Annotated in this window: 24 protein-coding genes and 1 riboswitch; of the genes, 19 read left to right on the forward strand and 5 right to left on the reverse strand. The window is 72.2% G+C overall.

All coding sequences use genetic code 11. The features are described 5' to 3' along the window. Positions 1 to 1093 (reverse strand): ABC transporter ATP-binding protein (locus HC031_RS34660; protein ID WP_338090922.1); only part of this gene is annotated, 1093 nt, incomplete at its 3' end. A gap of 220 nt (positions 1094 to 1313) precedes the next feature. On the opposite strand from HC031_RS34660, the gene shbA reads away from it, so the two are divergent. The 4 genes from shbA to HC031_RS31045 all read left to right on the forward strand — a co-directional run bounded on the left by shbA (position 1314) and on the right by HC031_RS31045 (position 5200). Then, a complete protein-coding gene (gene shbA, locus HC031_RS31030) occupies positions 1314 to 1889 on the forward strand; it encodes an RNA polymerase sigma factor ShbA (protein WP_167929018.1) in 576 nt (191 codons plus the stop codon). Further along, entirely contained in the window at positions 1886 to 2788 is a 903-nt protein-coding gene (locus HC031_RS31035) for a hypothetical protein (protein ID WP_167929019.1), read from the forward strand. Before shbA ends, HC031_RS31035 begins: the two co-directional genes overlap by 4 nt. 134 nt (positions 2789 to 2922) lie before the next feature. Beyond that, complete coding sequence (locus tag HC031_RS31040; RefSeq protein WP_167929020.1) at positions 2923 to 3402, forward strand: GNAT family N-acetyltransferase; 480 nt, start codon at positions 2923 to 2925, stop codon at positions 3400 to 3402. Positions 3403 to 3532: 130 nt separating this feature from the next. Continuing rightward, positions 3533 to 5200: an FAD-dependent oxidoreductase gene (locus HC031_RS31045; RefSeq protein ID WP_167929021.1), complete on the forward strand. Its 1668-nt coding sequence runs from the start codon at positions 3533 to 3535 to the stop codon at positions 5198 to 5200. A 5-nt stretch (positions 5201 to 5205) separates the two neighbouring features. On the opposite strand, the gene HC031_RS31050 is transcribed toward HC031_RS31045, so the two are convergent. Next, positions 5206 to 6063, reverse strand: a complete 858-nt coding sequence (locus HC031_RS31050) for a patatin-like phospholipase family protein (RefSeq protein WP_167929022.1) — start codon at positions 6061 to 6063, stop codon at positions 5206 to 5208. Between the two features lie 329 nt (positions 6064 to 6392). On the opposite strand from HC031_RS31050, the gene HC031_RS31055 reads away from it, so the two are divergent. From HC031_RS31055 to gcvP, 11 genes are all read left to right on the forward strand, one after another. Further along, positions 6393 to 7361 (forward strand): patatin-like phospholipase family protein, encoded by a 969-nt coding sequence (locus tag HC031_RS31055; protein WP_167929023.1) that lies wholly within the window; start codon positions 6393 to 6395, stop codon positions 7359 to 7361. Between the two features lie 159 nt (positions 7362 to 7520). Beyond that, positions 7521 to 8192 carry a cardiolipin synthase ClsA gene (clsA, locus tag HC031_RS31060; protein ID WP_338090923.1) on the forward strand — a complete coding sequence of 224 codons (672 nt, stop codon included), beginning with the start codon at positions 7521 to 7523 and terminating at the stop codon, positions 8190 to 8192. Next, positions 8189 to 9097 (forward strand): DUF881 domain-containing protein, encoded by a 909-nt coding sequence (locus tag HC031_RS31065; protein ID WP_167929025.1) that lies wholly within the window; start codon positions 8189 to 8191, stop codon positions 9095 to 9097. The genes clsA and HC031_RS31065 overlap by 4 nt, the downstream gene beginning before the upstream one ends. Next, entirely contained in the window at positions 9094 to 9426 is a 333-nt protein-coding gene (locus tag HC031_RS31070; protein WP_167929026.1) for a small basic family protein, read from the forward strand. Before HC031_RS31065 ends, HC031_RS31070 begins: the two co-directional genes overlap by 4 nt. Before the next feature lie 2 nt (positions 9427 to 9428). After that, positions 9429 to 10376, forward strand: a complete 948-nt coding sequence (locus tag HC031_RS31075; protein WP_167929027.1) for a DUF881 domain-containing protein — start codon at positions 9429 to 9431, stop codon at positions 10374 to 10376. Positions 10377 to 10425: 49 nt separating this feature from the next. Beyond that, entirely contained in the window at positions 10426 to 10803 is a 378-nt protein-coding gene (gcvH, locus tag HC031_RS31080) for a glycine cleavage system protein GcvH (RefSeq protein ID WP_167929028.1), read from the forward strand. Between the two features lie 205 nt (positions 10804 to 11008). Beyond that, positions 11009 to 11446: an oxoglutarate dehydrogenase inhibitor Odhl gene (gene odhI, locus HC031_RS31085; protein WP_167929029.1), complete on the forward strand. Its 438-nt coding sequence runs from the start codon at positions 11009 to 11011 to the stop codon at positions 11444 to 11446. 142 nt (positions 11447 to 11588) lie between these two features. After that, a complete protein-coding gene (ftsR, locus tag HC031_RS31090; RefSeq protein ID WP_167929045.1) occupies positions 11589 to 12329 on the forward strand; it encodes a transcriptional regulator FtsR in 741 nt (246 codons plus the stop codon). A gap of 114 nt (positions 12330 to 12443) precedes the next feature. After that, positions 12444 to 12908 carry a bifunctional nuclease domain-containing protein gene (locus HC031_RS31095; protein WP_167929030.1) on the forward strand — a complete coding sequence of 155 codons (465 nt, stop codon included), beginning with the start codon at positions 12444 to 12446 and terminating at the stop codon, positions 12906 to 12908. Positions 12909 to 13033: 125 nt separating this feature from the next. Beyond that, the gene (locus tag HC031_RS31100; RefSeq protein WP_167929031.1) at positions 13034 to 13594 is read left to right on the forward strand and encodes a MerR family transcriptional regulator; all 561 of its coding nucleotides are present in this window, start codon (positions 13034 to 13036) and stop codon (positions 13592 to 13594) included. 156 nt (positions 13595 to 13750) lie between these two features. Further along, a riboswitch (glycine riboswitch) is annotated at positions 13751 to 13846 on the forward strand. 84 nt (positions 13847 to 13930) lie between these two features. Beyond that, a complete protein-coding gene (gcvP, locus tag HC031_RS31105) occupies positions 13931 to 16792 on the forward strand; it encodes an aminomethyl-transferring glycine dehydrogenase (RefSeq protein ID WP_167929032.1) in 2862 nt (953 codons plus the stop codon). A 176-nt stretch (positions 16793 to 16968) separates the two neighbouring features. Here gcvP and HC031_RS31110 read toward each other — a convergent pair whose 3' ends face one another. Then, entirely contained in the window at positions 16969 to 17181 is a 213-nt protein-coding gene (locus tag HC031_RS31110) for a DUF5999 family protein (protein ID WP_167929033.1), read from the reverse strand. A 197-nt stretch (positions 17182 to 17378) separates the two neighbouring features. On the opposite strand from HC031_RS31110, the gene HC031_RS31115 reads away from it, so the two are divergent. Continuing rightward, positions 17379 to 18545 carry a chorismate-binding protein gene (locus HC031_RS31115; protein WP_240943262.1) on the forward strand — a complete coding sequence of 389 codons (1167 nt, stop codon included), beginning with the start codon at positions 17379 to 17381 and terminating at the stop codon, positions 18543 to 18545. A gap of 46 nt (positions 18546 to 18591) precedes the next feature. Here HC031_RS31115 and mgrA read toward each other — a convergent pair whose 3' ends face one another. Continuing rightward, complete coding sequence (mgrA, locus tag HC031_RS31120) at positions 18592 to 19629, reverse strand: L-glyceraldehyde 3-phosphate reductase (RefSeq protein WP_167929035.1); 1038 nt, start codon at positions 19627 to 19629, stop codon at positions 18592 to 18594. A 113-nt stretch (positions 19630 to 19742) separates the two neighbouring features. Here mgrA and HC031_RS31125 point away from each other — a divergent pair, with 113 nt between their 5' ends. The 3 genes from HC031_RS31125 (at position 19743) to HC031_RS31135 (ending at position 23226) form a co-directional block, all read left to right on the forward strand. After that, complete coding sequence (locus HC031_RS31125; RefSeq protein WP_167929036.1) at positions 19743 to 22496, forward strand: response regulator; 2754 nt, start codon at positions 19743 to 19745, stop codon at positions 22494 to 22496. Next, complete coding sequence (locus tag HC031_RS31130) at positions 22493 to 22894, forward strand: response regulator (protein ID WP_167929037.1); 402 nt, start codon at positions 22493 to 22495, stop codon at positions 22892 to 22894. The genes HC031_RS31125 and HC031_RS31130 overlap by 4 nt, the downstream gene beginning before the upstream one ends. 89 nt (positions 22895 to 22983) lie before the next feature. Continuing rightward, a complete protein-coding gene (locus tag HC031_RS31135; protein ID WP_167929038.1) occupies positions 22984 to 23226 on the forward strand; it encodes a hypothetical protein in 243 nt (80 codons plus the stop codon). 13 nt (positions 23227 to 23239) lie between these two features. On the opposite strand, the gene HC031_RS31140 is transcribed toward HC031_RS31135, so the two are convergent. Beyond that, complete coding sequence (locus HC031_RS31140) at positions 23240 to 23728, reverse strand: hypothetical protein (RefSeq protein ID WP_167929039.1); 489 nt, start codon at positions 23726 to 23728, stop codon at positions 23240 to 23242. Between the last annotated feature and the right edge of the window lie 60 nt (positions 23729 to 23788).

A 23788-nucleotide genomic window follows, 5' to 3' on the forward strand; every position in this document is an offset into this window, starting at 1 on the left:
CAGGGCGTCGGCGGCGGGGGGGCGCAGCGCCAGGGAGACGGCCGTGAGCGCGGCGGGGACGACGCCGACCACCGCGCCGCTGCGCAGGGACGCGACGTGGGGGGCGGGGGGGGGGGGGGCGGGGGGGAGGGGGGGGGGGGGGGGGGGGGGGGGGGGGGGTCGGGCGAGACGGGAGGGGCGGGGGGATCACGCCGTTGTCGCGACACCACTGGCCGGCCGGACGCTGGGCCCGGCGGGGCAGGCCGTTGGAGGGCGGCAGCTGGGGTGGGATCGGCGGCAGCGGCGGCAGCTGTACGCCGGACGCGGCCTCGGCCTCCAGCTCGTCGGCGTCCTTCTCCTCGGCCATCCCGATCGGGCCGATCCGCTGCGCGTTGAGGAACTGGCGGACCACCGGCTCCTCACTGGACAGCAGCATCTCGCGCGGTCCGAACATGGCGAGGTGGGCGTGGTAGAGCAGGCCGATGTTGTCGGGCACCGTACGCGCGGTGTTGATGTCGTGCGTGACGATGAGGAACGTGGCGTCGGTCTGCTGGTTGAGGTCGATGATGAGCTGGTTGAGGTAGGCGGTGCGGACCGGGTCGAGCCCGGAGTCCGGCTCGTCGAAGAGGACGATCTCGGGGTCGAGCACGAGCGCCCGGGCGAGGCCGGCGCGCTTGCGCATGCCGCCCGAGATCTGGCCGGGCAGCTTGTCCTCGGCGCCGATCAGACCGGCCATCTCCAGCTTCTCGTGCACGATCCTGCGGATCTCCGACTCCGACTTGCGGGTGTGCTCACGCAAGGGGAACGCGACGTTGTCGTAGATGTTCATCGAGCCGAACAGCGCGCCGTCCTGGAACAGCACGCCGAACAGCCGGCGTACCTCGTAGAGCGCGCGCTCGGACAGGCGGGGCAGGTCGCGGTCGCCGATCCAGATCGAGCCGCGGTCCGGCTTCAGCAGGCCGACCAGTGTCTTCAAGAAGACAGATTTACCGGTCCCCGAAGGGCCGAGTAGCACCGATATTTCGCCGGCCGGAAGGGTAAAACTGACATCGGCCCACACCGGGCGACCGCCGAAGGACTTGGTGAGGCCTTCGACGCGTACCTCAACGCCCACCTGCTCCTCCCGGGGTTACTCGTGTGTAAATACATCGCAATGGGGCCCCGGGGCGTAACAAGCCAAACCTCCGGCGAGGGTCGAGGGGACAGAACTGCCGCTCAATATGGGACAGATGTGTCCCTTCGGACGATCGGCCATCCTCCATTAGGTGATCGGCGATCACCCGGTTAACGTGCGAGGTACGCGTCGGTAACGGGAGAGGCGCCACCAGATCGATATGACTGCGTCAGAGGCCGAGCTTGTCAGCCGGGCTGCCCGCAGCGACCCGGTCGCGACGGCGGCGCTGCTCGCGCGCCTGCGCCCGGGCATCGTGCGGTACTGCCGGGCCCATCTCGGCCGGGTCGGCGGCGCGTACACCACCGCCGACGACGTCGCACAGGAGGTCTGCCTGGCGATGCTGCGCGCGTTACCGCGCTTCCGGGACGAGGGACGCCCGTTCTCCGCGTTCGTCTACCGCATCGCGGCCAACAAGGTGGCCGATGCGCAACGGGCGGCGATGCGGCACCTCGTGCTCGCTCCCGTGGAGACCGTTCCCGACCGGGCCGACGCGGCGCCCGGACCTGAGCAGCAGGCTGTCACGACCGACGACGCCCGCCGGCTGTCGCTGCTGCTGGGCCAGCTTTCCCCGACCCACCGGGAGATCGTCGTGCTGCGGGTCGCCGTCGGTCTACCGGCCGAGGAGGTCGGCGGCGTGCTCGGGATGTCGGCCGCAGCGGTACGAATGGCCCAGTCACGGGCCTTGGCTCAGCTGCGTACGCTTGCCGGCGACACACTTGACGAGGTGCCGGCATGACAGATAAGCAGCCGACCGCGGACGAGCAGCCGGCCGACCTGGCCGCGTTCGCCGCCGACACGCTGCTGCTCGACGCGCTGGGCAGCGGTGCACCGGCGCCCCCGGGCGACCGGGTCGCGTCGCTGCTCGCGGCCTGGCGCGCCGACCTCGACGCAGAGCTCTTGACCACGGACGTCGATGACTCCGCCGTGGAGCGAGACCCGGCGGCCGACCCCGAGGTGGCCCGCCTGCTCGCGGCCGCGGCGGCCGACCCTTCCGCCGGCACGGGCGTCACCACTGCCGGGACCCACGCTCGACGGGGCGCGGGCCGCTCGCGCCGCGTCGCCCAGCGGGTGCTCGGCGTCGCCGCGGCCGTCCTCGCCGCCGCCGGTGGCGGCCTCGTCGTCGGCGCCGGCCACGCCACCCCCGGCAGTCCGCTGTGGCCGATCACCAGGGTCGTCTACCGGGAACAGGCGGACAGCGCCCAGGCCGAGCACACGCTCGCACTGGCGCGCAAGGCCGCGACCGAGGGGCGGGTCGCCGACGCGCGCCTGCTCCTCACCCAGGCCGACACGCTGATCGCCCGGGTGTCGGACCCCGACCGGGCGAGCCGACTGCGGGCCACGTCGAAGGCCGTACGGGACCTGCTCCCGGCCGGCACGTCGAGCCCGTCGGCCCCGGCCCCGGCACCGTCCGCGCCCGGGCCGGCAGCGACCGGCGGTCCGGTCCCGGGTACGGGCGCGCCGACCCCCGGCCCGCTGCCCACCACGGCAGTGCCGCAGCCGAAGCCCACCGCAGGGGGAAACCAGATCCTCCCGCCCATCGGCACGGGCAACTCGCCGGGCCTGCCGCTTCCCACCATTCCGCCGAGTGTGGGGCCGCTGCCGCTGCCGACCGGCCTGCTGCCCAAGCTGCCGTAGCCGGGCGCGAGTCGTTTCAGCCGGGCGCGAACCACTTCAGCCGGGCGCGATGCTGCTCCAGCCGGGCGCGAACCGCTTCAGCCGGGCGCCGGCCGAGCCGAGGGGCGACCTGCCGGTCGTGGCAGACTCGGCCCATGGTCATCAGGGAGGCCACGGCTGCGGACTGGCCGCTCATCTGGCCGTTCTGGCACGAGATCGTCGCGGCTGGACAGACGTACACCTGGGACCCGGAGACCGGCCCGGACGCCGCCCGGGCGCTGTGGATGGGGCCGTCGTCGCGCGTGTTCGTGGTCGAAGACGGTGGGCGGGTGGTCGCGTCGGCGTACCTCAAGCCGAACTACGGCGGCCCGGCCAGCCGGGTCGCCAACGCCGGTTTCATGGTCGACCCCGGCCGCGCCGGTCGGGGCATCGGCCGGCGGCTCGCCGAGTACGTCATCGACGAGGCGAAGCGCGCCGGCTTCCGCGCGATGGTGTTCAACGCCGTCGTCGAGACGAACCCGGCGCTCGCCCTGTGGCGGTCGCTCGGCTTCGAGGTCGTCGGCACCATCCCGGAGGCGTTCGATCATCCGGTCCACGGGTCGGTCGGGCTGCACGTCATGTACCGGCGTCTGTGAGCCGCCGCCACCGGCGGCGGGGTGCGGTGGGTGCGGTGGGGCGCGGTGGGTGCGGTGGGACGCGGCGGGGCGCGGTTACCGACCGGTCTGCCGGGTAGGTAGTGCTGCCCGTACCCACCGTGGGGGAGAGATGTCCAGCCTGATCGAGACCCCGGACCGGTACGGAGCGTACCCCCGCCTGAGCGAGGCGCAGATCGGGTCGCTCGAACCCCGGGGCCGGCGCCAGCGCACCCAGGGCGGCGACGTGCTCATCCGGGAGGGCGAGGACGGGTACGACTTCTTCGTGGTCCTCGACGGCAAAGTGGCGAACGTCGAGGGGCACGGCACACCGGAGGAGCGGCTGATCAGCGTGCACGGCCCGCGGCGCTTCCTGGGCGAGTTGAGCCTGTTCACCGGCCAGGCCGCGTTCTTCACCGCGGTCGTCCGCGAGGCGGGCGAGGTGCTGCGGGTGCCCGTACGCCGACTGCGGGAGGCCGCCGCGAGCGACCCGGCACTCGGCGACCTGATCCTGCGCGCCTATCTCATCCGGCGCTCCATCCTGATCGGGCTGGGCGCCGGGATAAGGATCATCGGCTCCCACTTCTCGCCGGACACCCGCCGGTTGCGGGAGTTCGCCGCCCGCAACCGGCTGCCGTACCGCTGGATCGACCTGGAGAACGATCCGCAGGCCGAGCAGTTGCTGCGCCAGTTGGTCGTGACGCCCGACCAGACGCCGGTGGTCATCTGCCCCGGCGGGACCGTCATGCGCAACCCCACCAACGCCGAACTGGCGCGGGCGGTGGGCCTGCCGACGCCCTCGCTCACCGAGGCGACCTGCGACCTCGCCGTCGTCGGCGCCGGCCCGGCCGGCCTGGCCGCCGCGGTGTACGGCGCGTCCGAGGGCCTGGTGACGATCGCGTTCGAAGCGATCGCCACCGGCGGACAGGCGGGCACATCATCGAAGATCGAGAACTACCTCGGCTTTCCCACCGGCATCTCCGGCGGCGAGCTGGCCGAACGGGCGGTCCTGCAGGCGGAGAAGTTCGGGGCGGCCTTCCGCGTACCGGCCGAGGCGCGATCACTGGAGACGCGCGAGGAGGGCCACCTCATCCGGTTCGCCGACGGCTCGGAGCTGTGCTCGCGTACCGTCCTGATCGCCACCGGCGCCCGCTACCGCAAGCTGTCCGTGCCGCGTCTGGAAGAGTTCGAGAAGACCAGCGTGTACTACGCGGCGACGACCGCCGAGGCGCTGATGTGCCGCCGCGACCCGGTGGCGATCGTCGGCGGGGGCAACTCGGCCGGGCAGGCGGTGCTGTTCCTGTCCCGGTACGCGGAGACCATCCGGCTCATCGTCCGCCACGACGACCTCGGGCGGGACATGTCGCGCTACCTCGTCGACCGGATCGTGCGGCTACCCAACGTGGAGGTCTTCCTCCACACCGAGGTACACGAACTGCTGGGCCGCGACGCGCTCGAAGCGCTCCTGGTCGAGGACAGGCGGACGGGCGACCACCACATCGTGCCGGCCCGCGCCCTGTTCGTCTTCATCGGCGCCACCCCGTGCACGGGGTGGCTGGCCGACCGGATCGCCCTGGACAACCACGGCTTCATCCTGACCGGGCGCGACACCAGCCGGTCCGGTGACGAGCGGCCGTTGCTGCTGGAGACCAACGAGCCCGGCGTGTTCGCCGCGGGCGACGTACGCCACGGCTCCATCAAGCGGGTCGCGTCGGCCGTGGGCGAGGGATCGATGGCGGTCCGGATGGTCTGGGAGCACCTGCAGAAAACCGGCCGTACCGACCTGTCGCGGGCCCGGTGACGGCGCTACAGGTGCCACACGTCGGCGACCGCGGTCGCGACGGCCGCCGCCTGCTCGCGTCCGGCCCGGGCGGCCGGCGCCCGCCGCGCCGGGTCGAGGACGTTGCGGCCGATGGCCTGTTTGGCCCGCTTGTCGGGGGAGACCACCACGGTCTTCACGGCGGCGTTCCGCACGGCGGTCGTCGCCGTCAGCCGGGCGACCTGGGTGGCGACGCGCGGGACGGGGCCCGCGCCGCCGGTCGTCGGCGCCAGCACGACCACCCGTTCGTACCCGTCGGCGAGGTCGACGTTCGCCGCCGACCGTACGCCGCCGTCGATGTAGCGCCGGCCGTCGATGGTCACCGGAGGCCACACTCCGGGGACCGCGCAGCTGGCGCCGACCGCGTCGACCAGGCTCACCCCGCTGTCGGCGGCGAAGACGGCGAACTCGCCGGTCGCGGCGTCCACCGCCGTGATGAGCAGCCGTCGCGCCGGCCACTGGTGGACCGGCAGCCGCGCCGCGATGACCCGGCGGCGCTCGGACTCCGGCACGGTACGCGCGGCGAGCGCCATCCGCCCGACACGGGCCCGGCCCTGCCGCGCGTCCCGGCCCCCGGCGAACGCAAGCACCCACTTCAGCATGGTGGCCGCGCTGATGCGTGCCGGGATCTCGTCGCCGGCTCCGAGCAGCTGCGCGGCGTACAGCTTCTCCAGGTCGGTGCCGGAGGTGAGCTGGGCCGCCACGACCGAGCCGGCGGACGTACCGATGATGACGTCGGCGGCGGCGAGATCGATGCCGGCGTAGGCGAGCCCGGCGAGCACGCCCAGCTCCCATGCGACCCCGGTGACCCCGCCTCCGCCCAGAACCAGTGCCCGACCCGCCATGGCGCCACGGTAGCGGGCACCATCAATTTCCAGGTCCACGCAATGTGTGACATATTGCTGCCTCGGCGCGCTGAAGCGGCAGTATGTGCACCATTGCGCGGTTGACGAAACCGACGGCGAACCCGGGGTAAGGCGCCCATCGTCCCGACCCGGTGGCCGGCGTCGCGTGCGGCCCCGGCACCGTCGGGCCGCCAGGCCGCGGCGGGCTCGCCGCACCGGTCTGCGCGCTGACCACTCCCGGAGGGGCGGATGGGGCACCGGGTCCGGGCACGGGAACGACCGGGACGAGCGGGGCGACCGGGACGACCGGGACGACCGGGACGACCGGCATGACCGGTGGCACGGCGCTGGTGCTGTCCGGCAGCGGGGCGCCGGCGGCGTACTTCGGCGCGGGCGTGTTCTGGGCGCTGGAGGAGGCGGGCGAGCGGCCCCGCGTCGTCTCCGGCGTGTCGACCGGTGCCATCAACGCGTTCGCGGTGGGCGCCGGGCTCGACGGGCTGGCGCTGGCCAAGATGTGGTGCAGCATCGGCTGGACCGATGTGTACCACCCCCGCACGGACCTGTGGCGCGCGATCAACCTCGGCCGACTGCTGCGGCCGACGACCAACGTCGCCGAGTACGCGCTCGGCGCCGTCGGCTGGACCTGGCTGCTCGACCCGGCGCCGCTCCGGAGGACGCTGGCCACGCATCTCGGCCCGGCCCCGATCGACGCGGACGGCGACGTGACGGTCGTGCTGTCCGCCGTCGACGAGACCACCGGCGCGGCCGTGCGGTTCTGCTCCCGGCTCCCGCCGGCCCGCCGCCGTGACCCCCGGTTCCGGCGGGTGGCGCTGACCGTCGACCACGTGCTGGCCAGCGCCGCCGTGCCGCTGCTGTTCCGGCCGGGCGGGCAGCCCGGGGTGGATCGCCTCGATGCCGGGCTCGTGGCGGCCACGCCGCTGGCGCCGGTCATGCGGTACGAGCCGGACCGCGTCATCGTCGTCTGCGGCGCGCGGGCCGGTCGCCCGGTCGGCGCTCCGGACTCCCTCGGCGCCGCGATCGCGCTGCTGGTCGACAACGCCGCCCACGCGGCGCTGGCCGCCGACCTCCACCACGCCAGCACCGTCAACCGGCTCGTGCGGGCCGCGCCCGCCGCCACGGTGAAGCGGTACGTGCCCCTGCTGGTCATCGAGCCGGCCGAACCCGACTTCGCCCGGGGCTCACTGCTCGAGTTCGCCGCGACCCGGGCCCGGCGCGGCATAGCGTACGGGCGGGAGCAGGCCGGCAAGGCGCTGGCGGGCTGGCGTGAGCGGTCCTGAAGCTAGCGCTCCTGAAGCCACCGGTGTGACATGCCGGAACCTGTGGGAGGAGGGGCGCGCCCATCCAATCGAAGGCGACCCGACCCTGCTAGCCTGCTAACCGTTCTCGAGGGTCCGACCAGGGGATCATCGAGCCGACCGGCCAGGGGAGCGGCACACGTGGATCCGACACGCGTCGACGCGCCGGCCGGCGCGGGAAGGATTCTGACCGTCCCCAACATCATCAGCTTCGCCCGCCTGGTCGGCGTGCCGCTGTTCCTGTACCTGATCCTCGTGGCGCACCAGCAGGTCGCCGCCGTCGTCGTGCTCGCGCTCGGGGGTACCACCGACTGGGTCGACGGCTACCTGGCCCGGCGGCTGAAGCAGGTCAGCCGCCTCGGTGAGCTGCTCGACCCGCTCGCCGACCGGCTGTACATCTTCGCCACCCTGATCGCGCTGACCGCGACCGGCGTGATCCCGTGGCCGTTCACCGCCGCGCTGCTGCTGCGCGAGGTGGTGGTCGGCGCGACGATCCCGGTGCTGCGCCGGTACGGGTACGGTCCGCTGCCGGTCCACTACGTCGGCAAGACGGCGACGTTCATCCTGCTTTTCGCGTTCCCGGTGCTGTTGCTGGCCCACGCCAGCGCCGGCGCCCGGCCGGTCGCCGGGCCGGCCGGTTGGGGCCTGGCCTGGTGGGGCCTCGTGCTGTACTGGGCCGCGGGCGTGCTCTACCTCATCCAGTTCATCGCCGTCGTCCGCGCCGCGCGGCGGCGACCCGGGGGCGGCGCCGGCGTCCCCCGCGACAGCGCCGAGGGTGACGAGGTCAGGGGCGACGGACCGGTGCCCGCGTGACCGGGCCGCCGACGGGCGGTACGCCACCGCGGGCGCGCTCCGCCGACTTCCTGACCGAACTGTTCCGCGCGCCGCTCGATCCCGGCTACGCGCAGGCCGCCCGCCGGCGCGTCGCCGGCACCCCGGAGCGGGCCGCCTGGCGGCGCCGGACGGCGCGGCTCGTCCGGCTGGTCGCGCTCGTGGTGATCGGATTCCTGCTCGCCGTCGCCTACCGGTACGCCACGGCGGCGCAGCCCCAGACGACGAAGGCGAAGGCCGGTCTGATCACCGATGTCCGCGCCCGCCGCGCCGCCGCCGACGCGCTGCAGAAGCAGGCCGACCAGCTCCACGAGGCGGTGGTACGGGCACGCGACGCGGCCCTGGCCGACGGCGCCGAGAGCGCGCGGCTGCGCAACCTGGAGGCCGCGACCGGGCTGGCCCGGGTGCAGGGCGACGGCGTCGTGGTGCGGGTGTCGGACGCGCCGGCGCCGATCGACCCGGTCACCGGCAAGGCGTCCGGCACCAACCCCGGGCGGGTCTTCGACCGCGACCTCCAGGACATCGCCAACCAGCTGTGGCAGCTCGACGCGGAGGCCATCGCGATCAACGGCGAGCGCCTCACGGCGACCTCGACGATCAGGACGGCCGGCAGCGCGATCCTGGTCGACTTCCGTCCGATCATGGCGCCGTACGAGGTGCAGGCCGTCGGGCCGGGCGACCTCGCGGACCGCTTCTCCGGCTCGTCGACCGGCAAGCGGTTCCACGCCTACGTCGACGCCTACAAGATGCAGTTCTCGGTCGAGCGCCGCACCGGCCTGACGCTCCCGGCGGCCGTCCAGCCCCAGCTGCGGTACGCCCAGCCGCCGCAGTCGTCGCCGCCGCCGTCCAGTCCAGCCGTACCCTCGGCGTCGGGAGGTAGAAGATGATCGCGGTCCTCGCATTGGCCGTCGGCGTGGTGCTCGGGCTCGTGCTGGAGCCAACGGTGCCGATCGGGCTCCAGCCGTACCTGCCGATCGCCGTCGTCGCCGCGCTCGACGCCGTGTTCGGCGGGGTCAGGGCCAAGCTGGACGGCATCTTCGACGACAAGCAGTTCGTCGTCTCCTTCGTGTCGAACGTCCTGGTGGCGGGCCTGATCGTGTACCTGGGCGACAAGCTGGGCGTCGGTGGTCAGCTGTCCACGGGCGTGGTCGTCGTGCTGGGTGTGCGGATCTTCGGCAACGTCGCCGCCATCCGCCGGCACCTGTTCCGGGCGTGACGATGAGCAGCGCGGACGACCGTGGACCGGGGACCGGGGAGGGCACGCCCCGGATCGACGAGTCCCCGACGGTACCCCTGCGGGCGGGTGACGCGGCCGTCGCCGACGCCGCCACCGCGCAGCCGAGGGTGGAGGAGTCCGTCACCGTACCGATCGCGGTGAGCGCTCCCGGCGCCGGTGAGGGCGAGCAGGCAGGCGGCGAGGATCCCGGCGGCGAGTACGAGCCGGCTGCGACCGGCGGGCCGCGCCGCCCTGGCCGGCGGTTCTCGTCGGCCGGTGCGGTCATCGGCCTGCTGCTCGGGCTGCTCGGCTTCGCGCTGGTCGTGCAGTTACGCAGCCACGGCACCGATCCCGAACTGGCCACGGCGCGGCCGGAGGATCTGGTGCGCATGCTGTCCGACCTCGACTCCCGGTCCGAACGTCTCCGCCAGGAGATCGCCTCGCTCGAGGCGAGCCAGCGCCAGCTCACCTCCGGCGCGCAGAACCGGGCCACGGCTCTGGCCGAGGCCCGCCGCCGCGCCGACGAGCTGGGCATTCTCGCCGGTACGCTGCCCGCGCGCGGTCCGGGCCTGGAGGTGAAGTTCGTCGCCGGCAGCGAGCCGATCGCGGCCAGCACGGTGCTGGACGCGGTGGAGGAGCTGCGCGGCGCGGGCGCCGAGGCGATGCAGATCGGCGGTGCCGCCGGTACGCCGGTACGAATCGTGGCCTCGACCTACTTCGCCGACTCCGGAGGCGCGCTGGTCGTCGACGGCACCCGGTTGACCGGCCCGTACACCCTGCTCGTCATCGGAGATCCGCAGACTATGCACACCGCGCTCAACATTCCCGGTGGGGTGGTCGACACCGTGCACCAGCACGGCGGTAACGTGATCGTTCAGGAATCGGGCACGGTCGGAGTGACTGCGCTGCATCAGGTCAGCGCTCCCAGGTACGCGCGCCCGGTCTCCTGAAAGCCATTCGTACGCACCGGCAGCCGCCGGCTGGGCAGAGGGACGCGACGTGATTCCTGAGGACCTGCGATACACCACCGAGCACGAGTGGGTGCAGCCGCAATCGAACGTGGTCCGCGTCGGCATCACCCACTACGCGCAGGACGCGCTGGGCGACATCGTCTACGTGCAGCTGCCGGAGGTGGGCACGGAGGTGGCCGCGGGCGACTCGCTCGGCGAGATCGAGTCGACCAAGAGCGTGTCGGAGATCTACGCGCCGGTCGCGGGCACCGTGGCGGCCCGTAACGACCAGCTCGCCGACGCGCCCGACGTGATCAACACGGATCCGTACGGGGCGGGCTGGCTGGTCGACATCCAGCCGGCCGACTCCGGTAGCCTGGACGGCTTGCTCGACGCGGAGGCGTACCGCCGGCTCACCGAACAGTGATCTTTATTTCGACGTGGATTCTCCCGTCCAGTTGACCCCACATTTCGGCCATGACTAGGCTCGATCAGTCGACCGTGAATCCACGGTCGCGGGTGAGGCTACGTCAGTGGCCGGGGGAACAGCGCAGCAACTCCGCTTCGGGGCAGCGTTCCAGCCGCGTCCCGTCGCATCCGACTCCCGACTGAATAACCCGTGAGGTGGTCTGATGACGCGCCCAGACGACGAGTTCCCCCCGCTCGACGTCACGTCCACGCTCAACCTCGGCAGCCTTGACGAGACGATCGACGGCCCCGACGCGGATGTCGCGCCGGGTCGGATGTCGGGTTCGCTCCCGCCGGGGATGGCGCTGCTCGCGGTACGCCGCGGTCCCAACGCCGGTGCCCGCTTCCTGCTCGACCATGACGTGACGACCAGCGGACGCCACCCCGACAGTGACATCTTCCTCGACGACGTCACCGTGTCGCGCCGTCACGCGGAGTTCCACCGCGAGGGCGGCACGTTCACGGTGCGCGACGTGGGCAGCCTCAACGGCACGTATGTCAACCGGGAGAGGGTGGAGTCCGCTACCCTCAGCAACGGCGACGAGGTCCAGATCGGCAAGTTCCGCTTGGTGTTCATCGCTGGTCCCCGCGCGGAGGAGTAGCGGGCCAGGCGGAGCTCGTGTTCGTCAGGACACCCAGCGGCGTCCCAGACCTCGCCGGGTGTCGCAGGACAGGCGACGGTGGGGAGGTTGAGTGAGCGGGGCGTCGGCGGCCGCGTCGGAGACCGCGCGCCACGGCAGGCTGATGAGTATCGGTGAGGTCCTCGCCCACCTACGCGTCGACTTCCCCGACACCACCATCTCCAAGCTCCGGTTCCTCGAGAGCGAAGGCCTGGTCCAGCCACAGCGCACCCCCGCCGGCTACCGCAAGTACAGCTGGGAGGACGTGGCCCGGCTGCGGTACATCCTCACCGCGCAGCGCGACCATTACCTGCCGCTGCGGGTGATCCGCGACCAGCTGGCCGCGCTCGACACGGGCGCGCCCGCAGCCGACGCGGCGTCGCCCGGGACCGTCGAGCGCTCCGAGGGGCGCGGCGGCGACGGCAGCCGCCTGCGCCCGGCGCTGGTCGCGGTCGGGCCGACCCAGTTGCCCGAGCCGCCGACCGACCTGGCGGACGTGGTGCTGCGCCGGGACGAACTGCTCACCCGCGCCGGCCTGACCGAGGAGACTCTCGCCGCGCTCGAGCAGTACGGGCTGGTCGGCGAGCGGCCCGGCGGCGGCTACGACGCGGACGCGCTGGAGGTGGCCACCGTGGCGGCGCAGTTGGCCGAGTACGGGCTGGAGGCGCGTCACCTGCGCGCCTACCGGGCGGCGGCCGACCGGGAGATCGGGCTGTTCACGCAGCTTGTGGCGCCGCTGGCGCGGCAGAGCAACCCGGCGGCGCGGGCCCGTGCCGCCGAAACCGTCCGGGAGCTGACCGCGTGCACCGAGCGGCTTCGGGCCGCCCTCGTGCGGGGCGGACTCCGGCAGACCCTCGGCCGCTAGGCGAGACTGGACAGTGTGTAAGGCGGAGCATGGTATCGGTCGGTACGCCCGTCCCGTTGGTCCGATACGCCGTGTACCGTGCAGGTAGAGGGACGAAGCGACACGGAGGCGGCGGTGCGTGAGCTGAGCGTGGTCGGTGTTCGGGTGGAACTTCCCACCAACCAACCGATCGTGCTGCTCAAAGAGGTGGAAGGCGACCGTTACCTGCCGATCTGGATCGGTGCGGTAGAGGCGACCGCTATCGCCTACGAGCAGCAGGGCGTCAAACCTGCCCGACCGCTTACCCATGACCTCCTGCGGGATGTGCTCACGGCGCTGAAGGCGCCGCTGCACGCCGTGGAGATCGTCGAGATGCGCGACAACATCTTCTACGCCGAGTTGGTGATCGGTGACGGGGTGCGGGTGTCGGCGCGCCCGAGCGACTCGATCGCCCTGGCGCTGCGCGTGGGCGCTCCGATCCGCTGCGCCGACCAGGTCCTCACCGAGGCTGCGATCGTCATCCCGGACGAGCAGGAGGACGAGGTCGAGAAGTTCCGGGAGTTCCTGGAGCAGGTCAGCCCGGAGGATTTCGCCGGCTGACGCGACGTCGACACAGCTCGCCGCGCCGGTGCTGTCCGCAGTTGGTTACGGCGTGTCGCGAAAAACATCCCCGTGGAGCGCTGATTTGCGCTATAGGGTGATGACATCGACGCGGGAGGTGTCGTATGAGTCAGCCACCCGACCCTAGCCATGAGGATGCCGAGGATACCGTGGGCTACCGCGGAGTAACCGCGTGCCACGCGGCCGGCATCAGCTATCGCCAGCTCGACTACTGGGCCCGCACCGGTCTGGTGGTGCCCAGCGTAAGGGACGCGTCCGGCTCGGGCACGCAGCGGCTCTACTCGTTCCGTGACATCGTGGTGCTCAAGGTCGTCAAGCGCCTCCTCGATGCCGGCGTCTCGCTCCAGAACATCCGCAAGGCGATCGACACGCTGCGCTCGCGCGGCGTCGCCGACCTGGCCGGCATCACACTGATCTCGGACGGCACGTCGGTCTACGAGTGCCGCTCGCCCGAGGAGATCGTCGACCTGCTCCAGGGCGGGCAGGGCGTCTTCGGCATCGCCATCGCCGGCGCATTCAACGAGATCCAGGGCACCCTGTCCCACCTGCCGGCCGAGCCGGCCGTCTCCGCGGCCGATGACGAGCCGGTGCTCGGCGCAGCGGACGACGAGCTGGCCGCGGGCGACGAGCTGGCCGCACGCCGCGCCCGCCGCCGCGCCGGCTGACCACCCGCCGTCGGTCCGCTGACCACCCGCCGTCGGTCCGCTGACCACCCGCCGTCCGTGCGCGGTGGGGAATTCCGCGGCGGGGAATGGTGATCGACGCGGCACTCGCATGTACTCCGGCCGAGGGCCCGACGCTGGTAGCGTTGTAGCCGCTGGCACGTTTACGCGCGAGAGACCGTCCGCATGTTCGGATGGCGCCGAAGGGGCAAATCCTCCCCGGAACCTCTCAGGCAAAAGGACCGCGTAGGCAGGCACCTCTGGAGGGACCGAGCGATCTTCGGTCATGACAGAGGGGGAGGCGTGAGAATTTCCATCCTCCACCTCCCGGAGCGTGCTATGACCCAGTCGGAACTGTCGTGCGAGTCCTCGGCTCCGGCCGAGCCCACCGGAGCGTTCGCTCGCCGGCACATCGGCGCCTCAGCTGACGAGCACCGCCGCATGCTCACCACGGTCGGGTACTCCTCGATCGACGAGCTCATGACCGCCGCCATCCCGGCGGCGATCCGCTGGCACGGGACTCTCGACCTCCCCGCCGCCGCCACCGAGGCGGAGGCGATCGCGCAGTTGCGTGCCCTTGCCGAGCACAACCGGCCGATGGTGTCCATGCTCGGGCTCGGGTACCACGGAACCCACACCCCGGCCGTGATCCGCCGTAACGTGCTGGAGAGCCCCGCCTGGTACACCGCCTACACCCCGTACCAGCCGGAGATCAGCCAGGGCCGGCTGGAGGCGCTGCTCAACTTCCAGACCGTGGTCGCGGACCTCACCGGGCTGCCGATCGCCGGCGCGTCCCTGCTCGACGAGGCGACGGCGGCGGCCGAGGCGATGACGCTCGCCCGCCGCGCGGGCAAGGCCAAGAGCAATGTGTACGTCGTCGACGCCGACGCGCTGCCGCAGACGATCGCCGTCATCGCCACCCGCGCCGAGCCGCTCGGCATCGAGGTGCGCGTCGTCGACCTCGACCGCGAGGAGCTTCCGGACGAGTTCTTCGGCCTGCACCTGCAGTACCCGGGCGCCTCCGGCGTCGTGCGCGACCACACCGCGCTCGTCGCGGCGGCCCACGAGCGCGGCGCGCTGGTCGCGGTCGCGGCCGACCTGCTCGCCCTGTGCGTGCTGCGGGAGCCGGGCGCGATCGGCGCCGACATCGCCGTGGGCAGCGCACAGCGGTTCGGCGTACCGATGGGCTTCGGCGGGCCGCACGCCGGCTACATGTCGGTGCGGGCCGGCCTGGAGCGGATGCTGCCGGGGCGGCTGGTGGGCGTGTCCCGCGACGCCGACGGCGCCCCCGCGTACCGGCTTGCGCTGCAGACCCGTGAGCAGCACATCCGACGGGAGAAGGCGACGAGCAACATCTGCACCGCGCAGGTGCTGCTCGCCGTGATCGCGAGCATGTACGCCGTCTACCACGGCCCCGACGGGCTGCGGGCGATCGCGGAGCGGGCGCACGCGATGGCGACCCGGCTCGAAGCCGGCCTGCGGCTGGGTGGCGTACCGACCGATGAGCGGCCGTTCTTCGACACCGTGCTCGCCGAGGTGTCCGGGCGCGCGGCGCAGGTGGTCGCGGCCGCCGCGGAGCGCGGGATCAACCTGCGGCTCGTCGACGCCGACCACGTCGGGATCTCCTGTGACGAGACCACCACCGACGAGCACCTGCGCGCGGTGTGGGCGGCGTTCGGCGTGTCGGAGCCGGTCGGGGAGCTTCCGCACCCCCGCCCGGAGGGGCCGGCGCGCGCGAGCGACTACCTGACCAACCCGGTGTTCTCCGAGCACCGCTCGGAGACCGCCATGCTGCGCTACCTGCGGCGGCTGTCGGACAAGGACTACGCCCTCGACCGGGGCATGATCCCGCTCGGCTCCTGCACGATGAAGCTCAACGCGACCACCGAGATGGAGCCGATCACCTGGCCGGAGTTCGCCGACCTGCACCCGTTCGCGCCCGCCGAGCAGGCCGAGGGGTACCGGTGGCTCATCGCCGACCTGGAGCGGTGGCTGGCCGAGGTCACCGGGTACGACGCGGTCAGCGTGCAGCCCAACGCGGGATCACAGGGTGAGCTGGCCGGGCTGCTGGCGATCCGCGGGTACCACCGGGACCGCGGTGACGACCACCGCGACGTCTGCCTGATCCCGTCCAGCGCCCACGGCACCAACGCGGCCAGCGCGGTGATGGCCGGCATGCGGGTCGTCGTGGTGGCCTGCGACGAGAACGGCAACGTCGACCTCGCCGACCTCGACCGAAAGATAGAGCAGCACCGGGACCGGCTCGCCGCGATCATGGTGACGTACCCGTCGACCCACGGCGTGTACGAGACGGGCATCGCCCAGCTGTGCGCGAAGGTACACGACGCCGGCGGCCAGGTGTACGTCGACGGCGCCAACCTCAACGCGCTGCTCGGCTACGCCAAGCCCGGCCGGTTCGGCGCGGACGTGTCCCACCTCAACCTGCACAAGACGTTCTGCATCCCGCACGGTGGCGGCGGACCGGGCGTCGGCCCGGTGGCCGTCCGGTCGCACCTTTCGCGGTTCCTGCCGGGGCACCCGTTCAGCACGGACAAGGGGGCCGGGCCGGTGTCGGCGGCGCCGCACGGCTCGGCCGGCATCCTGCCCATCTCGTGGGCGTACCTGCGGATGATGGGCCCCGACGGGCTCTCTCGGGCCACCGGCGCCGCGGTGCTGGCGGCCAACTACGTGGCGGCGCGGTTGCGCGACCACTACCCGGTGCTCTACAGCGGCAACTCCGGGCTCGTGGCGCACGAGTGCATCCTGGACCTGCGGCCGATCACCAAGACCAGCGGCGTGACCGTCGACGACGTCGCGAAGCGGCTGATCGACTACGGCTTCCACGCGCCGACGATGTCCTTCCCGGTGGCCGGCACGCTGATGGTCGAGCCGACCGAGAGCGAGGACCTCGCCGAGCTGGACCGCTTCTGCGACGCGATGATCGCGATCCGGGCGGAGATCGACCAGGTCGCCGCCGGTGAGTGGCCCGCCGACGACAACCCGCTGGTCAACGCCCCGCACACCGCGTCGATGGTGACCGCCGACGAGTGGGCGCACCCGTACCCGCGCACGCTCGCGGCGTACCCGGGCCAGGGCGACCGGTCGGAGAAGTACTGGCCGCCGGTGCGCCGGATCGACGGAGCGTACGGCGACCGGAACCTGGTGTGCGCGTGCCCGTCGCCGGAGGCGTTCGAGGAGTAGGGCAGCGGTCGAGGAAGGGCAGCGGTCGAGGAAGGGCAGCGGCTGCCGAAGGGTAGCGGCTGCCGAAGGGCAGCGACCGGGGGAGGTCGCGGCCCGAAAAGCAATGGATCCGCCGAACGTCGCGGGCCGGGGGGCTCGTGCTGTTCGGCGGATCCTCGCGTCAGTGTGGCCGGTGCTCAGGCGGCGTCGGCCATGGCGTTGTGCGGGGCCGGGCCACGGTGCGGCTCGACCGGGCTGCCGTCGGGCAGCAGCTCGCCGGTGTCCTCGAACACGATGACGCCGTTGCAGAGCAGGTACCAGCCCTGCTCGGGGTGAGAGGAGACGATTCGGGCCGCGTCGTGGTCGACCGCCTCGGCGTCGGGGCAATGAGGCTGGTGCGGGCAGTGCATCGGGGTCTCCGACTCTGAGTGCTGTGGGTAGTGGGTTGTGCGGTACCTCACATGAACAGTGCCGCACATTACCAACCCAAAGGGCGCACTTTCGAGCACAGATCGGGCACCCGTGGCGAATATTGACCCTTCGGATGACCCTCGGCTGTCTGGTTGGCCTATCAACTACCGTTACTGAGGGTGACAGTTTGCAGGAGATGTTGACGGCGGACGAAGCGGCCGCGCGGGAGATCGCGCGGCTGGAGTGGCGGTTGGGCGACGGCGGGGATCCGGCCGCGCTCATCGAGGACTTCCTCGACCGGTACGGACTGCTCGCGCCCCACTTCGGTAGGGGTTCCGACCTCGCGTCCCCCGACGCCGGCGCGGAGTGCCGGGCCGAGCTGTTCGTGTCCGCCGCCGCCGGCGCATACATGATCGGCAAGTCCAGCGTGCCCAGCCCGGCGCCTGCCGTGCCCGACGTGGTGGTCGTGGTGCGCGCGCCGGGTGGGGACGCGGCGCCCGGCTCGGGCGTGCCACGGGCGCCCTGGCGGCTCGGGCCGTGGCGGGCGAGCTGGACCCCGCGGGCCCATGCCGACGCCGTCCGCAGCGTCCGCGAGGAGATCTCGCGCGGCGAGGTGTACCAGGTCAACCTCGTCGGCCACCAGAGCGCCGACTACGCCGGTGACCCGCTGCCGGCGCTGCGGCGCGTCGCCGCGCTGCCGGGCGCCCGGTACGGCGGGGTGCTGACCGGCGAGGGTTGGGCGCTCGCGTGCGCCTCGCCGGAGACCCTGTTCGAGGTGGCGAACGGCAGGATCGTCACCCGTCCGATCAAGGGCACCCGCCCGGCCACCGAGACCGGCCGGCGCGAGCTGCTCGCGTCGACCAAAGAGCGCGCCGAGCACGTGATGATAGTCGATCTTGAGCGCAACGACCTGGCCCACGTCGCGGTGACCGGCTCGGTCCTGGTGGACGAGCTGTACGCGATCCGTCGCTGGTGCGGGCTGTGGCAGGCGGAGTCGGTCGTGTCCGCCCGGCTCGCCGACCGGGTACGCCTGTCCGACGTCCTGCGCGCGCTGTGTCCCGGCGGGTCGGTCACGGGCGCGCCGAAGCTCGCGGCGCTCGACGTGATCTCCCGGCTCGAACCGGTCGGGCGCGGCCCCAGCATGGGCGCGTACGGCTGGGTCACCCGCGACGGGATCGATCTCGGGCTGACCATCCGTACGGTCGCCGTCGACGCCGAACGCGTGCACGTCTGGGCCGGTGGCGGCATCACCTGGGGCAGTGACCCGGACGCGGAGGTGGCCGAGGCGGCGGCGAAGGCCGACCCCATCCGCGCCGCCCTAGCCGCTCCCGCCGGCCCCGCCGCGCCGATCTTGGACACCTAGCGGGCCTATGGCACCGCCAGGTGTCCAAGATCCACGAAAAGCGGGGTCAGTACGCGATGGGACCCGTCCAGAGGTTGACGCCGGACTCGGTGGCGTACCGGTCGATCTCGGCCAGCTCGTCGGCTGTGAACTCCAGGTTGTCGAGCGCGGCGACGTTGTCCTCCAGCTGCGCGACGCTGCTCGCGCCGAGGAGCACCGAGGTCACGCGCGGGTCCCGCAGCGCCCAGGCGATCGCCAGCTGCGCGAGGGACTGGCCCCGTCGCTGGGCGATCTCGTTGAGCGCCCGCACCTTCTTCAGGTTCTCCTCGGTGAGCATCTCCGTCGACATGGCGCCGCCGGTGCGCACCCGGGAGTCCTCGGGGATGCCGTTCAGGTACCGGTCGGTGAGCAGGCCCTGCGCCAGCGGAGAGAACGCGATGCAACCGACGCCCTGCTCGCCGAGCACGTCGAGCAGGCCGTCCTCGATCCACCGGTTGAACATCGAGTAGGACGGCTGGTGGATCAGCAGCGGCGTGCCCAGCTCGCGCAGGATCCGCACGGCCTCCTCGGTCTTGCCGGGGGAGTAGGACGAGATTCCGACGTACAGCGCCTTGCCCGCACGTACGGCCGAGTCCAGGGCGCCGAGGCTCTCCTCCAGCGGCGTGTCCGGGTCGAAGCGGTGGTGGTAGAAGATGTCCACGTAGTCCAGCCCCATCCGCCGCAGCGACTGGTCCAGGGACGCCAGCAGGTACTTGCGTGAGCCGCGGTCGCCGTACGGGCCCGGCCACATGTCCCACCCGGCCTTGGTGGAGATGACCAGCTCGTCCCGGTACGGCCGGAAGTCGGTGGCGAGCAGCCGGCCGAGGTTCTCCTCGGCCGCGCCGTACGGCGGTCCGTAGTTGTTCGCGAGATCGAAGTGCGTGATCCCGAGGTCGAAGGCGCGCCGGCAGATCGCCTGCTGGGTGGCGAACGGCCGGTCGTGGCCGAAGTTGTGCCACAGACCGAGGGAGATCAGGGGAAGGTCGAGTCCGCTGCGTCCGGTCCGCCGGTACGTCATCGTCGCGTACCGGTCCGCCGCAGCCGTGTAAACGTCCTGAATAGGCATGTGTCGAGCGTACGGACCGCCACTCGCCACCCGGTACGGGCTCCCGCGCCGTCGTCACCGACGGCTCCGACCCTCGTTAGCGAGGTGTACCGAGGGGGATCGGCGGCGTAAACATGGTCAGAATGCTTGTCGAGGCGCTGTTCGCGCTCGTGTTCGCGCAGGCCTTGGCGGCGTATCTGCGCCGGCGCGACCCCGTGCAGCGCGACGTGATGGCGGTCTTCTCGGCCGCCGCCATGCTGTTCGTCCTGGACCTGGCCCGCGAGTTCCTCGGGGAGCCGCCGCGGCTGCTGCGCACGACGGCGCTGATTCTGCTGATCGCGCAGCCCTACCTCACCCTCCGGCTGGTGCACCGGGTCCGCCCGGGGTCGCGTGCGCTGCAGTCCGTGGCGTTCGTGGGTTTCCTCGTCAGCGCCGTGCCGGTGCTGGCCAGCCGCCAAATGTCGCTGCCTCAGGTGCTGGCGGTTCTCGCGATTTTCGTGCTGGGCCAGACCTCCGCCGCCATTCTGCTGGCGCGGGAGGCGGGCGCCCGTACCGGCTCGCCGCGGGCCCGGTTCGGCACGGCGGCGGTGTCGACCGCACTGTTCGGTCTGGGCATCCTCTTCGCCAGCGTCGGCGCGGTACGGGCCGAGCTCCGTGACGCCGCACAGACCACCGGGTACCTGCTGTGCCTGATCTCGGCGCTCGGCTACGTCGTCGCGTTCCGCCCGCCCGACTGGATCCGTCGCATGTGGTCGGGCACCGCGTCGTACCGGGTGAGCCGGCAGCTGCTGGAAGCTCCCGCCGCGGACGCGCCGCAGAAGACCTGGAGCCGGTACGCGCGCACGGTACGCGAGGTCAGCGGCGCGGACGCGGTCCTTGTCGTGCCGCCCGGCAGTGGCGGGGAGCGGCCAGTGGCCACGGCGGGCCTGGTCGCGCGGCGCACGACCGCCGGGGAGGGCGATGTCAGCCTCCTGCTGGGCCTGCCCGAGACGGCCAGCGTGGCCCGGTACGCCGGCCGGCTTCCGGCGTTCGCCGTCGAGTGCGCCGACGAGGTGGGCGCGCGGTACGTGACCTCGGCGCCGCTGCGCTCGCCACTGGCCGGCGCCGGCGCCCTGGTGCTGCTCAACCGGCGTCGCGGCCTGTTCACCGAGGACGACGTCCAGCTGCTGGCCGAGCTGGGCGGGCAGGCCGCGTTGATCGCCGAGCGCGGTGCGGTCCGGGCCGAGCAGGAACGGCTCGCGCTCGAACTCTCGCAGTCGGTGCGCGCGCTCAGCGCCGCCAGTCAGGCCAAGAGCGACTTCCTGGCGAACATGAGCCACGAGCTGCGGACTCCGCTCAACGCCATCATCGGCTTCAGCGAGCTGATGCGGGGTGAGGAGAGCATCGGCGACAACCGGGTGGTGCCGGCGGAGTGGATCGAGCACATCTACGCGAGCGGCCGGCACCTGCTCGACCTCATCAACGACATCCTGGACCTGACCAAGATCGAGGCGGGGCGGCTGGAGCTGCATCCCGACCGGGTGGAGGTCTCGGATCTGGTCGAGGGGGCGGTCAGCGCCCTGCGGCCGCTGATGGAGCGCAAGAGTCTCGAGCTGCGTACCGACGTGCCCGCCGTTGCCGTCTGGGGCGACCCGATCCGGCTGCGGCAGGTGCTGGACAACCTGCTGTCCAACGCGATCAAGTTCACGCCGGAGGGCGGGCGGATCAGCGTCGAGGTCTCCCGCGACGGTGGCGAGGTGACCCTGGCCGTGACGGACACGGGCGTCGGCATCGATGCCGCGGACCTCGGACGGATCTTCGAGGAGTTCCAGCAGGTCGGCGACGCGTTCATGCACCACGCGGGTACCGGCCTGGGGCTCGCGCTCACCAAGCGGCTCGTCGAGGCGCACGGTGGCCGGATCGAGGTGGACTCCACGCCCGGGGCCGGCTCGCGGTTCACGGTGTGCCTGCCGGACACCCTCGCGGGCGGTGCCGAACCGCGTACGGCCGACCCGCGCCCGGCCGAACCGCGCCCGGCCGAGGCGGCGAGCGGTGCGGCGGCGAGCGGTGCGGCGGCGCCGACGGGTCAGTCGCCGGCGAGCGGCGGGCCCGGCGTCCTGCTCATCGAGGACGACCCCGGCTCGGCCCGCCTGCTGCGCACGTACCTGGAGAATGCCGGCTACCGGGTCCGGATAGCCAACACCGGCGAGGACGGCCTGGCCGAGGCGCGCCGGGAAGCGCCCGACGTCGTGATCCTCGACGTGCTGCTGCCCGGCATCGACGGCTGGGACGTGCTCCGTGAGTTCAAACAGGACCCGCGGCTGTCCGACGTTCCCGTCTTCGTCGCCAGCGTCGTCGACGAGCGGGACGTCGGACTCTCGCTCGGTGCGGCCGACTTCTTCGTCAAGCCGATCGACCGGGGCCGGCTGCTGGCCAGCGTCGCGGAGTTCCTGCGCCGGGCGGACAGCGCTCCCGGTCCGATGCACGTCCTCGCCGTCGATGACGATCCGGCGACCCTGGAGATGCTCGCCGCGGCGCTGCGCGAGCAGCGGTTCGAGGTCGCCACGGCCAGCACCGGTACGGAGGCGGTGCGGCTGGCGCGCAGCCGTCGGTTCGATCTGATCATCAGCGACCTCAGGATGCCGGACCTCGACGGTGTCAGCCTCATGAGCGCGCTCGACGAGGATCCCGTGACTAGCAGGATCCCATTACTGGTAGTCACCGGCCCAGATCTGAGTGATGCCGACCGCAGTCGGTTGCAGGCCACGAAAGCGCTGGGCATTCTTCCGAAGAGTGAGGCTTTGATCAAAGCGCTCCACCAGTGGATGACCAGGCTGCCTCGCCCGAGCGTGCAGTCGAAGGGCAATACCGGATCGAAGGGCAATACCGGATCGGAGGTCACCCGGTGACCGGCTCACCGCCGCGCATCCTCCTCGTCGAGGACAACGAACTCAACCGCGCCCTCGTACGCGCGATCCTCACCCGCGCCTCGGACCCGGCGGTACGCGGCGCCCATCTCGTCGAGGCGCACAACCTCACGCAGGCGCGGGCGGTGCTGGCCCACGAGGAGGTCGACGCGGTCCTGCTCGACGTCCAGCTTCCCGACGGCAGCGGGCTCGCGCTGCTCGACGACTTCGCCGGCCGGACCGGCGTCCGGCGTCCCGCCATCATCGCGGTCACCGGAGGCGTGCTCCCCGAGCAGCAGGCGGCGGCCTTCGCCGCCGGCTGCGACGCGATCCTGTCCAAGCCGTTCGTGGCCGCCCAGCTGGTCGGGGTGCTGCGCGAGAGCATCGCCAACCGCCGGTAGATGCGCCCGCCGGGCGGGTTTACCGGGCACCTGCGCGGTTAGGTACGCGGTGACACACGCAATGGCTCGCATCCCCTGGAGGAGTCGTCATGGGTACCGCGCACACGCCCGCAGACAACATCTTCTACGACCTCGTGGCGATCGAGTACCACGCGCTCAAGGGCTCTCAGGTGTACGAGCAGTACATCAGGGACGCGGCCGAGCACGAGGACGTGCGCCAGTTCATCGAGCAGGTCAAGCAGGAGGACAACCAGCGCGCGATCCGCTCGCACGAGCTGATCATGAAGCTCACCCAGGAAGCCAGGCAGAAGACTCCCGTCGGGCAGCGCTGACGCCCCGGGGAAGTCAGTCGTTGAGGACGGCGGAGAGCTCGTCGACGAAGCGGCGTTCGGACTCGCTGACCCAGGAGCCGCCGATACCGAGGAAGCCGCCCGACTTGGCCGCGTTGACGACCTGATCGGCGATGCCGACCAGCCAGTGGCGGTAGGCCGCGGCTTCGCCCGGCCCCGCCTTGGCGGCCAGCAGGTCGGTGGCGGCCCGCGCCCGGTCCAGGACGTCGCGCGGGTCGATGGCACGGGAGCCCAGCTCCAGCGTCGGGGGCAGCTCGCCGGTCTCCGGGTCGCCGAGCCTGGTGAACAGCTCCAGGGCGACGTCACGAACCAGCGTGCTGCCCGAGTCACGGCCGGCGGCGATGGCGTCCAGCCCAGCGCTGCTCTCGGTGACGGTCCGGTTGGCGCTGTCGATCTCCGCGAGGATCGCCGCCATCATGACCGACTGGGGCAGGCCGACAAGCAGCCCCCACTCCTCGTCCGAGTACACCCGCTGGCTCGTCATCACACCGACCTTCCGCCATCGACTTCGGCAAGAGCCTAACCGCCCCGCGGTGACCACGCC

The organism is Planosporangium thailandense, from assembly GCF_011947195.1.
GTDB lineage: Bacteria > Actinomycetota > Actinomycetes > Mycobacteriales > Micromonosporaceae > Planosporangium > Planosporangium thailandense.

Coding starts and splice junctions, on each gene's coding strand:
- HC031_RS31110 (WP_167929033.1), bottom strand. CDS start 17,181: ATGCACTGCCCGCACCAGCCTCATTGCCCCGACGCCGAGGCGGTCGAC.
- odhI (WP_167929029.1), top strand. CDS start 11,009: ATGACGCGCCCAGACGACGAGTTCCCCCCGCTCGACGTCACGTCCACG.
- HC031_RS31100 (WP_167929031.1), top strand. CDS start 13,034: ATGAGTCAGCCACCCGACCCTAGCCATGAGGATGCCGAGGATACCGTG.
- HC031_RS31050 (WP_167929022.1), bottom strand. CDS start 6,063: ATGGCGGGTCGGGCACTGGTTCTGGGCGGAGGCGGGGTCACCGGGGTC.
- HC031_RS31055 (WP_167929023.1), top strand. CDS start 6,393: ATGACCGGTGGCACGGCGCTGGTGCTGTCCGGCAGCGGGGCGCCGGCG.
- HC031_RS31070 (WP_167929026.1), top strand. CDS start 9,094: ATGATCGCGGTCCTCGCATTGGCCGTCGGCGTGGTGCTCGGGCTCGTG.
- HC031_RS31035 (WP_167929019.1), top strand. CDS start 1,886: ATGACAGATAAGCAGCCGACCGCGGACGAGCAGCCGGCCGACCTGGCC.
- HC031_RS31040 (WP_167929020.1), top strand. CDS start 2,923: ATGGTCATCAGGGAGGCCACGGCTGCGGACTGGCCGCTCATCTGGCCG.
- HC031_RS31115 (WP_240943262.1), top strand. CDS start 17,379: ATGTTGACGGCGGACGAAGCGGCCGCGCGGGAGATCGCGCGGCTGGAG.
- HC031_RS31125 (WP_167929036.1), top strand. CDS start 19,743: ATGGTCAGAATGCTTGTCGAGGCGCTGTTCGCGCTCGTGTTCGCGCAG.
- shbA (WP_167929018.1), top strand. CDS start 1,314: ATGACTGCGTCAGAGGCCGAGCTTGTCAGCCGGGCTGCCCGCAGCGAC.
- HC031_RS31140 (WP_167929039.1), bottom strand. CDS start 23,728: ATGACGAGCCAGCGGGTGTACTCGGACGAGGAGTGGGGGCTGCTTGTC.
- HC031_RS31075 (WP_167929027.1), top strand. CDS start 9,429: ATGAGCAGCGCGGACGACCGTGGACCGGGGACCGGGGAGGGCACGCCC.
- mgrA (WP_167929035.1), bottom strand. CDS start 19,629: ATGCCTATTCAGGACGTTTACACGGCTGCGGCGGACCGGTACGCGACG.
- HC031_RS31045 (WP_167929021.1), top strand. CDS start 3,533: ATGTCCAGCCTGATCGAGACCCCGGACCGGTACGGAGCGTACCCCCGC.
- gcvP (WP_167929032.1), top strand. CDS start 13,931: ATGACCCAGTCGGAACTGTCGTGCGAGTCCTCGGCTCCGGCCGAGCCC.
- ftsR (WP_167929045.1), top strand. CDS start 11,589: ATGAGTATCGGTGAGGTCCTCGCCCACCTACGCGTCGACTTCCCCGAC.
- HC031_RS31135 (WP_167929038.1), top strand. CDS start 22,984: ATGGGTACCGCGCACACGCCCGCAGACAACATCTTCTACGACCTCGTG.